Here is a 9,430-nt window from a genome sequence, read left to right as displayed (position 1 = left end):
AGGCGGCCGCGCCGGCCGGCCCGACGCCCAGCGCCGACGTGATGCTCTGGTCGAGCGCCTTCAGCTTCGGATCGACCGACGGGCCGGCGTCGGCGATCAGCTTCTGCACGAACTTGTCGCTGATCTCCGGCATCACCTGCTGGAACTTGCGGAAGGCCGGGGCTTCGAGCGTGGTCACCAGCTGGCGCAGCTCGTCTTCGGTGAAGCGCTCGTCGATCGTCGCGGCGAGCGAGGTCTGGCTCAGCGCCAGCGCGCGTTCCTTGACCAGCGGCACGGCCTCGGCAAGGTACTTGCGCACGGCGGCCTGCACCTGCGCCCACATCGCCTCGCGCTTGTCGGCCGGCACGCGCGCCTGCACGTACTGCTGCGCGGCGCCGGTGAGCTGCATCGCCGGGCGCTCGGCCACGTCGCGCGCGGTGTTCTCGAGGGCCGCCTGCTGCAGCGCCAGCACGCGTTGCACCAGCGCCTTCTTGGCGGGGCTGGAGGGGGCCGAGGCCGCGGGCGTCGCCGCCGGCGTGGAGGACGGCGAAGCGGTCTGGGCCTGCGCCGCGCCCAGGGCGGCGGCGAGCAGGGTCATGGCGAACAAGCGGCGCATCAAGCGTCTCCTTCGGTCGGGGCATCGCCCTCGGGTTCGGCGCCGTCGGCACCATCGGCATTGGCGTCGTTCTCGACGATGCGCTGCAGGCCGCTCAGCTTGGAGCCGCCGTCGAGCGCGATCAGCGTGACGCCCTGCGTCGCACGACCCAGCTCGCGGATCTCGGAGACGCGGGTGCGCACCAGCACGCCCTTGTCGGTGATCAGCATGATCTCGTCGTCCGGGCGCACCAGCGTCGCGGCGACGATCTTGCCGTTGCGCTCGGTCTGCTGGATCGCGATCATCCCCTTGGTGCCGCGGCCGTGGCGGGTGTATTCGACGATGCTCGTGCGCTTGCCGTAGCCGTTCTCGCTGGCCGTCAGCACGCTCTGCGTCTCGTCCTCGGCCACCAGCATCGCGATGACGCTCTGGCCGTCGTCGAGCATCATGCCGCGCACGCCGCGGGCGCCGCGGCCCATCGCGCGCACGTCGTCCTCGTCGAAGCGCACCGCCTTGCCGCCGTCGCTGAACAGCATCACGTCGTGCTTGCCGTCGGTGAGTGCGGCGCCGATCAGGAAGTCGCCCTCGTCCAGGTCGACCGCGATGATGCCGGCCTTGCGCGGGTTGCTGAACTCGTCGAGCGCGGTCTTCTTGACCACGCCCTGCGCGGTGGCCATGAACACGAAGTGGTCGGCCGGGAAGCTGCGGAAGCCGTCGGTCAGCGGCAGCACCACGTTGACCTTCTCGCCCTGCTGCAGCGGGAACATGTTGACGATCGGCTTGCCGCGCGAGTTGCGCGAGCCCTGCGGCACCTCCCAGACCTTCAGCCAGTAGACGCGGCCRCGGTTGGTGAAGCACAGGATGTAGTCGTGCGTGTTGGCGATGAAGAGCTGGTCGATCCAGTCGTCTTCCTTGGTCTGCGTGGCCTGCTTGCCGCGGCCGCCGCGCTTTTGCGCGCGGTATTCGGACAACGCCTGGCTCTTGATGTAGCCGGTGTGCGACAGCGTCACCACCATGTCGGTGGGCGTGATCAGGTCTTCGGTGCCGAGGTCTTGCGCGTTGTGCTCGATCTGGCTGCGGCGCGCGCCGAGCTTGGTCTGGCCGAACTCGAGCTTGATGGCGGTGAGCTCGTCGGAAATGATGGTCGTCACGCGCGACGGCGTGGCCAGGATGTTCAGCAGGTCGGCGATCTCCGCCATCACGTCCTTGTACTCGCCGACGATCTTGTCCTGCTCGAGGCCGGTCAGGCGCTGCAGGCGCATCTGCAGGATCTCGCCCGCCTGGTCTTCGGACAGGCGGTACAGGCCGTCGGCCTGCATGCCGAACTCGCGCGCCAGGCCCTCGGGGCGGTAGGCGTCGCGGCCGCCCGGGGTCTCGCCCTCGGCGCGCGAGAGCATGTCGCGCACCAGCGAGGAATCCCACGACTTGCTCATCAGCGCGGCCTTGGCCACCGGCGGCGTCGGCGAGGTCTTGATGGTCTCGATGAATTCGTCGATGTTGGCCAGCGCGACGGCCAGGCCTTCGAGCACGTGGCCGCGTTCGCGCGCCTTGCGCAGCTCGAACACGGTGCGGCGGGTCACGACCTCGCGGCGGTGCTCGAGGAAGATGCTGACCAGGTCCTTCAGGTTGCAGAGCTTCGGCTGGCCGTCGATCAGCGCCACCATGTTGATGCCGAAGGTGTCCTGCAGCTGGGTCTGCTTGTAGAGGTTGTTCAGCACGACCTCGGGCACTTCGCCGCGCTTGAGCTCGATCACCACGCGCATGCCGGACTTGTCGGACTCGTCCTGGATGTGGCTGATGCCTTCGATCTTCTTCTCGTGGACCAGCTCGGCCATGCGCTCGAGCAGGTTCTTCTTGTTCACCTGGTACGGGATCTCGTCGACGATGATCGACTGGCGGGCGCCCTTGTCGATGTCCTCGAAGTGGCACTTGGCGCGCATCACCACCTTGCCGCGGCCGGTGCGGTAGCCGTCGCGCACGCCGCTGGTGCCGTAGATGATGCCGGCGGTGGGGAAGTCGGGGGCCGGGATGATCTCGATCAGCTCGTCGATCGTCGCCGCGGGGTTCTTCAGCAGGTGCAGGCAGGCGTCGATCACCTCGTTGAGGTTGTGCGGCGGGATGTTGGTGGCCATGCCCACCGCGATGCCGCCCGAGCCGTTGACCAGCAGGTTGGGCAGCCGGCTGGGCATCACCAGCGGCTCTTTCTCGGAGCCGTCGTAGTTGGGGCCGAAGTCGACCGTTTCCTTGTCCAGGTCGGCCAGCATCTCGTGGGCGATCTTGGACAGGCGGATTTCGGTGTAGCGCATCGCCGCCGCGTTGTCGCCGTCGACCGAGCCGAAGTTGCCCTGGCCGTCGACCAGCATGTGGCGCATCGAGAAGTCTTGCGCCAGCCGCACGATGGTGTCGTAGACCGACTGGTCGCCGTGCGGGTGGTACTTGCCGATCACGTCGCCGACGATACGGGCCGACTTCTTGTAGGGCCGGTTCCAGTCGTTGTTCAGCTCGTGCATCGCGAACAGCGAGCGCCGGTGCACCGGCTTCAGGCCGTCGCGSRCRTCSGGSAGKGCGCGGCCCACGATCACGCTCATCGCGTARTCGAGGTACGAGCGGCGCATTTCCTCTTCGAGGCTGATCGGCAGGGTTTCCTTGGCGAACTGGGTCATTCGAGGTCGTCGGCTGAGCCGGTGGAGACGGGCGCTGGCGGGCCCGTGAGCGCAATCCGCGATTCTAGTTCGCGCACGTTGTAGTGCTTGCGCAACAGCTCGCGAGACTGTCGTAGGACGAAGCCGCGACCCCGGGCCAAAATCCAGGGCGCTGAAGGCCCTATGGCACAATCAGTCGACGTGGTGAGCCTCAGAACAGAGGGTTTCGCCAGTACCTTTCCGATTCCGGTTTGGACGTTTTGCAGGCCATCTGCGACATTCCTCAAGAGGAGAATCATGAAGAAACTGAATAACGTGGCATCGCTCTTCGCAACGGCTGCACTCGCGGCTTCCGCGTCTGTTGCGTTCGCCCAATCCAACGGGGCAGACAACTGGGTCAACAGCACCGGCATTCCCTGGAAGAACGGCAGCAACGAACTGTGCTGGCGCGATGCCAACTGGACGCCGGCCACGGCCAACCAGGCTTGCGACGGCGCACTGAAGCCGGCCCCGGCTCCGGCCCCGGTCGCTCCGCCGCCCCCGGCACCCGCTCCGGCCCCGGCTCCGGTCGCTCCGGCCGCGGCACCTGCCCCGGTCGTCGTCCCGGCCGCTCCGGTCAGCGAGAAGGTCACCTTCGCCGCCGACGCGTTCTATGACTTCGGCAAGTCCACGCTGAAGCCGGAAGCCAAGTCCAAGCTGGACGACCTGGTCAGCAAGACCTCGGGCGTCAACCTCGAAGTCATCATCGCCGTGGGTCACACCGACTCCGTCGGTGGCGACGCTGCCAACCAGAAGCTGTCGGTCGCTCGTGCCGAGTCGGTCAAGACCTACCTGGTGAGCAAGGGCATCGAGAAGAACCGCGTGTACACCGAAGGCAAGGGCAAGAAGCAGCCTGTCGCCGACAACAAGACCGCCGAAGGCCGYGCRMAGAACCGTCGCGTGGAAATCGAAGTSGTSGGTACCCGCAACAAGTGATAGTCCCGAAGGGCAGCGATGCCCTTCCCACGAAACCCCGCTGCGGCGGGGTTTTTGTTTTGGCTTCTCCAAGTTTCCCAAGTTTCCCAAGTTTCGGGCGGGTTTCGGAGGGTTTCCGGCCGTGTCCGAATATGCTGGCGAAGACATGCCAAACTGATGCCCTCATGATCAATGCCGACCCCCAAGAACTCGCCAAATTCAGCGAMCTGGCCCACCGCTGGTGGGACCCGGACAGCGAATTCAAGCCGCTGCACCAGATCAACCCGCTGCGCCTGGACTGGATCGACCGGCTGGCCGGCCTGAAGGGCAAGCGGGTGCTGGATGTCGGATGCGGCGGCGGCATCCTGGCCGATTCGATGGCGCGCAAGGGCGCCGACGTGCTGGGCATCGACCTGGCCGGCAAGGCGCTGAAGGTGGCCCAGCTGCACGCGATGGAGGCCGGCACCACCGGCATCGAGTACCGCGAGATCGCGGCCGAGGCGCTGGCGGCCGAGGCGCCGGGGCAGTTCGACGTCGTCACCTGCATGGAGATGATGGAGCACGTGCCCGACCCGTCGTCGATCGTGCAGGCCTGCAGCACGCTCGCGAAGCCGGGCGGCTGGGTGTTTTTCTCGACGATCAACCGCAACGCGAAGGCCTTCATGTTCGCGATCGTCGGCGCCGAGTACCTGCTGAAGCTGCTGCCGCAGGGCACGCACGAGTACGCGCGCTTCATCCGCCCGAGCGAGCTGGCGCAATGGACGCGCACGGCCGGCCTGGCGCTCGAATCGACGCGCGGCATGGAATACAACCCACTCACCGGCCGCTACTGGCTGTCGGCCGACACCAGCGTGAACTACCTGTTCGCGTGCAGGAAGCCGCTGTGAGCCTGCGCGTGAAGGCGGTGCTGTTCGACCTGGACGGCACCTTGATCGACAGCGCGCCCGACCTGGCCGGTACCGGCAACGACATGCGGCTGGCGCGCGGCCTGCCGGTGCTCGCGTTCGAGCAGTTCCGGCCGATGGTGGGGGCGGGGGCGCGCGGGATGATCGGCGTGGCGCTGGGCATCAAGCCCACCGATGACGGCTTCATCGCGCTGCGCGACGAGTTCTTCGATCGCTACGAGGCGCGGATGACGCAGCACACGCGGGCGTTCGACGCGGTGCCGGCCTTGCTGGATGCGATCGAACAGCGCGGGCTGGCCTGGGGCATCGTGACCAACAAGGCGAGGCGCTTCACCGATCCGCTGGTGAAGGCGCTGGGGCTGGACCGGCGCGCCGGGGCGGTGGTGAGCGGCGACACGACCCCGCATTCGAAGCCGCACCCGGCACCGCTGCTGGAGGCGGCGCGGCAGATGGGCGTGGCGGCGCAGGACTGCGTGTACGTCGGCGACGACCTGCGCGACGTGCAGGCGGGGCATGCGGCCGGGATGAGCACGGTGGCTGCGGCCTGGGGCTACCTGGGGGTCGGCGAGCCGGTGGGCGCGTGGGGGGCACAGCATGTCATTCATTCGCCCGATGAGCTCTTGAAGCTGCTCGCCGTGGCCTAAACTACACGGCTCTGGGGCCGACCTGGTTTCGACGGAGGTTCGGATTCGGCGTAGGGCATGTCGAGCACCAGTTCGCTCGTAAATCCATCTGGAAACAACTTAACTGCCAACGCAGCTAACGACTCTGACTACGCTCTCGCAGCGTAAATGAGTCTCTCGCCGCCTAACACCGGCGAGCTTCGCACCAGCTTGTTCATGGGCTGGGCCTGAGGGGCAACCCGAGGGTGCGAAGTCATTCACATGGAATCGCTCTGAGCCGGGTTACAAGGTTCAAGGGCTAAATCAAGTGACTCGGGACGAGGGTAGCGTGCTGCTGCGCGACCACCGGCCTTAAAACCCAAACCAGACAGCTACACATGTAGATCTGCCCGACGATGGCTTGCGGACGGGGGTTCGATTCCCCCCGGCTCCACCAAATGAGGGTCCGACAAGGACCGCGATGTTGCAAAAAGCCCTAGAGCCACAACGCTCTAGGGCTTTTTTGTTGTGCGGCTGAGTGCAGTAACTTCCGGGGGCTGCTCGTTGCCATTGCAGTAACTTCGTCAGTAACCGCAGAATGCGTGCCCTTGCCCCTTCTGAGTTACTGCATGGCACGCGAACTGATCTCTGGCGACGCTCTCATCCGCTCCATCAAGCCCGGCGACGCCCGCAAGCGGCTGCCCGATGGCGCCGGTCTCTACCTCCTCCTGTTCGTCAAGGGTGGTGCGCACGGCTGGCGCTTCGACTACAGCATCGGTGGGGTTCGCAAAACCATCAGCCTGGGCACCTACCCGGAGACGGGCCTCGGCTTGGCACGGCGGAAGGCCGATGAGGCGCGCAGCCTGGTCAGCGAGGGGATCGATCCGAGCGGCGTCCGCAAGGTGAAGCGTGCCGAGGCCGTGGAGCAGCGCGAGGCACAGCGGCGTGCCGATGCTGGACTGCCGACGGCCGATTCCTTCGAGGCGGTCACGTCCGAGTGGATGGAGCGCGTGCATCGCTTCAAGGTGAGCGCGGGCCATGCCGAGCGGACGCTGACGCGCCTTCAACAGGACGTGTTTCCCTGGCTGGGGCGTGTGTCGTTGGCCGAGATCAAGGCGCCGGCGATCTTGCAGTGCCTGCGACGCGTTGAGGCGCGGGGTGCGCTGGAGACCGCGCATCGCGTGAAGCAGGCGTGTGGTCAGGTCTTTCGATACGGCATCGCCACCGGCCGGTGTGATCGGGATCCGTCAGCGGATCTGCGCGACGCGCTCGCTCCGGTGTACGTCAAGCATCATGCGGCGATCACGGATCCGAAACGGACCGGTGAACTCCTTCGAGCGATCGATGACTACCAAGGCCACCCGGTGACTCGAGCGGCGCTGCAGCTCGCCGCGCTGGTGTTCCAGCGGCCCGGGGAGTTGCGTTCGGCGCAGTGGTCAGAGGTCGACCTTGAGAAAGCGATGTGGACCATCCCGAGTGAGCGCATGAAGCGCAGCAAGATGGGGAAAGCGTCTGGCATGCCGCACCTGGTGCCGCTCTCGCGGCAGGCCGTGGAGATTCTTGCGGACCTGCGTCCTCTGACAGGTCACGGGCTCTACGTGTTCCCGAGCGCACGCACTGACGATCGGCCGATGAGCGACAACGCGGTGTTGGCCGCGTTGCGGCGGATGGGCTTCGGCAAGGACGAGATGACGGGGCACGGCGTTCGCGCGATGGCTCGGACCATGCTCGTTGAGCGTCTCGGAGTCGATGAAAACATCGTCGAGGCGCAGCTGGCGCACGCTGTGAAGGACGCTCTCGGCCGCGCATACAACCGCACCGAATATGTCGCTCAGCGGCGCTCCATGATGCAAGTGTGGGCAGACTACTTAGGCCGACTTCGGTCTGGTGCCGAAGTTGTCCATTTGATGGCTACTGCGGCGTGATCAACGGTAGAAGCAGTCCTGATGGAGCAACGGCCACCGGGAGCAATTGAAATCGAAGCATGATTGGAAATCACCGTCGGCAAACGAGGAGTGACGTCAAATGATGACGCGGCACGAAGACATTGCTTTCACCGAGTTCCTGAGCCAGAAGGCGGCTGAAGCGGAAGCGCTGGGCTACCGGCCCACGAAGTTCAAGCAGATGCTGGGATCGCAGGGGGGCGATGCCACCGTGCGGCAGTTACTCGCGAAGGGCAGACCGTCGGACGGGTTTCTGCGACTCTTCGAGCTGAAGCGTCTAGATCTGACCGTCGAAGCGTTGGTCGTCGAGACCCAGTGGCGTACGCTCATCGACCCGATCCTGGTGAAGCAAGCCGAGCGCCTTTTGAAGGAGGTTGGGTACTCCTTCAACCCGTTCATTGGAGCAGCACCCGCGGTCGCAGCCGCGCCCGCAGCTCGAGCGTTGACGTCTGCGCCCGCCCAGACGCCACAGCAGGCCGTCGTGCCCCAACTCTCGCCCCGAAAGAACACTCGATCGTTTTCCGACTTCTGCGCGTTCCTCGGCGCGGAGCTGACGAACCCCCGGGATCGTTGGTGCGGATACAACCGAGAACGCGGTCTCGCACTCTTCACCATCTGGGCGGACGGGGTGCAGGGTGATCGCTATGTTTTGTGGAACTGGGTTCGCGACGTTGAGGACAAGCGCGCCGGGGCCACGGAGCTGAAACGAGTGCTTGAGAGCGTACTGGTCGCTGGACATGCCACCTATGGCATCCGCTGCGAGGCTAGAGACGTTCTCGCCGCTACCCGCGAACGACAGTACTTCGATGAGGATCAGCTTCTGGTGCTTAGACTCTCGGAAGAGGGTGACGAGGTGGTCGCCACGCTGGTGGGTCAAATTGCCGCGGTCGAAGTTGCCGCGGGCCGACACGGCGTGGTGTCTCCGATCGACAGCGCGATTGACGATCTGGGCAGTCCCCCTTCCGGCCATGCCGCCCCGGCGCGGACGCGCAGCAAGGGCGGATCGGGGTACCGCCGCGATCCAGCGGTGCGGGACTATGTGATCCGCCGAGCCCAGGGGAAGTGCGAGTACTGCGAAGTGCGAGGCTTCGAGATGACCGACGGGTCGTACTACGTGGAGGCGCATCACGTCATCGCTTTGTCGGCGCAGGGCCCCGATCGAGTCGACAACGTGATTGCGCTCTGCCCAGAGCATCATCGAGAAGCCCACTATGGCAAGGGCGCAGAGGCCTTGGAGCAAGCATTCTTGGAAAAGCTGGCAAAGGTCCCAGCGTGAAGTGAGCTGTCGCAGAGCCTCTTTGGAATGCGAGGGCTGCGCAGCGCAGCGTTGCCCCGGCCGACTCACATATCAAGGCGAGACGTGCGTCGTGGATTCGCTGCTTGCGATTGTGCAATGCGATCGGCGATCCACGCGTCCACGTCACTCTCACGCCACGCGACGCATCGAACGCCCAAGGAAACCGGTGGGGGGAAAACGCCCTCTCGGATCCGGGCATAGAGGGTTGATGTACAGAAGCCGATCCGGGAGAGAACTTCAGGCTTGCGCAGCAGCCTTTCGCGCGGGTGTTGAGTTCCACGGAGAGCTGACCCGGGTTTTCCATCCAATGTTGACCCACCCGTTTTCGAGCCAAGCTGGCTCACGTTGTGGATAACTTCTTGGCTTTGGACTCCTTCTTGGGCAGTGTGGGTTGAGCGGAGCTGTTCTTGAAGCGGTAGCTGTCGTTGCCGGTCTCCAGGATGTGGCAATGATGCGTGAGCCGGTCCAGCAGCGCAGTGGTCATCTTCGCATCGCCGAACACGGTGGCCCACT

The 9,430-nt window shown here is 65.5% G+C and carries 9 protein-coding genes and 1 other RNA gene; 6 read left to right on the top strand and 4 right to left on the bottom strand.

What is annotated here, in order from left to right; genetic code table 11:
• Together AC1DYN_RS30225 and gyrA are read right to left on the bottom strand one after the other, a co-directional pair.
• Positions 1 to 595 (bottom strand): hypothetical protein (locus AC1DYN_RS30225; protein ID WP_477966091.1); only part of this gene is annotated, 595 nt, incomplete at its 3' end.
• Complete coding sequence (gene gyrA, locus AC1DYN_RS30220) at positions 595 to 3,237, bottom strand: DNA gyrase subunit A (RefSeq protein ID WP_477966089.1); 2,643 nt, start codon at positions 3,235 to 3,237, stop codon at positions 595 to 597. The genes gyrA and AC1DYN_RS30225, both read right to left, overlap by 1 nt.
• Positions 3,238 to 3,513: 276 nt before the next feature.
• On the opposite strand from gyrA, the gene ompA reads away from it, so the two are divergent.
• The 6 genes from ompA to AC1DYN_RS30190 all read left to right on the top strand — a co-directional run bounded on the left by ompA (position 3,514) and on the right by AC1DYN_RS30190 (position 8,896).
• Complete coding sequence (gene ompA, locus AC1DYN_RS30215) at positions 3,514 to 4,191, top strand: outer membrane protein OmpA (protein ID WP_477966095.1); 678 nt, start codon at positions 3,514 to 3,516, stop codon at positions 4,189 to 4,191.
• Between the two features lie 164 nt (positions 4,192 to 4,355).
• Positions 4,356 to 5,057 carry a bifunctional 2-polyprenyl-6-hydroxyphenol methylase/3-demethylubiquinol 3-O-methyltransferase UbiG gene (ubiG, locus tag AC1DYN_RS30210; RefSeq protein ID WP_477966087.1) on the top strand — a complete coding sequence of 234 codons (702 nt, stop codon included), beginning with the start codon at positions 4,356 to 4,358 and terminating at the stop codon, positions 5,055 to 5,057.
• A complete protein-coding gene (gene gph / locus AC1DYN_RS30205; protein WP_477966085.1) occupies positions 5,039 to 5,719 on the top strand; it encodes a phosphoglycolate phosphatase in 681 nt (226 codons plus the stop codon). Before ubiG ends, gph begins: the two co-directional genes overlap by 19 nt.
• A 13-nt stretch (positions 5,720 to 5,732) precedes the next feature.
• Positions 5,733 to 6,134, top strand: a transfer-messenger RNA (tmRNA) gene (gene ssrA, locus AC1DYN_RS30200).
• Between the two features lie 172 nt (positions 6,135 to 6,306).
• Entirely contained in the window at positions 6,307 to 7,602 is a 1,296-nt protein-coding gene (locus AC1DYN_RS30195) for a tyrosine-type recombinase/integrase (RefSeq protein ID WP_477966083.1), read from the top strand.
• Positions 7,603 to 7,702: 100 nt separating this feature from the next.
• On the top strand, positions 7,703 to 8,896 hold the full coding sequence (locus tag AC1DYN_RS30190) for an HNH endonuclease (RefSeq protein WP_477966081.1): 1,194 nt from the start codon (positions 7,703 to 7,705) through the stop codon (positions 8,894 to 8,896).
• A gap of 65 nt (positions 8,897 to 8,961) precedes the next feature.
• Here the strand turns inward: AC1DYN_RS30190 and AC1DYN_RS30185 are convergent, their stop codons facing one another.
• Together AC1DYN_RS30185 and AC1DYN_RS30180 are read right to left on the bottom strand one after the other, a co-directional pair.
• The gene (locus AC1DYN_RS30185; protein ID WP_477966080.1) at positions 8,962 to 9,261 is read right to left on the bottom strand and encodes a helix-turn-helix transcriptional regulator; all 300 of its coding nucleotides are present in this window, start codon (positions 9,259 to 9,261) and stop codon (positions 8,962 to 8,964) included.
• Positions 9,258 to 9,430: ATP-binding protein (locus AC1DYN_RS30180; RefSeq protein ID WP_477966093.1), on the bottom strand; the 173-nt coding region annotated here is incomplete at its 5' end. The genes AC1DYN_RS30185 and AC1DYN_RS30180, both read right to left, overlap by 4 nt.

The organism is Rhizobacter sp. P2_D12, from assembly GCF_056404395.1.
This window is presented reverse-complemented; position numbering and strand designations above follow the sequence as displayed.

Excerpts from the sequence above, each read along its gene's own strand:
- AC1DYN_RS30195 (WP_477966083.1), top strand. The coding sequence starts at position 6,307 with ATGGCACGCGAACTGATCTCTGGCGACGCTCTCATCCGCTCCATCAAG.
- AC1DYN_RS30190 (WP_477966081.1), top strand. The coding sequence starts at position 7,703 with ATGATGACGCGGCACGAAGACATTGCTTTCACCGAGTTCCTGAGCCAG.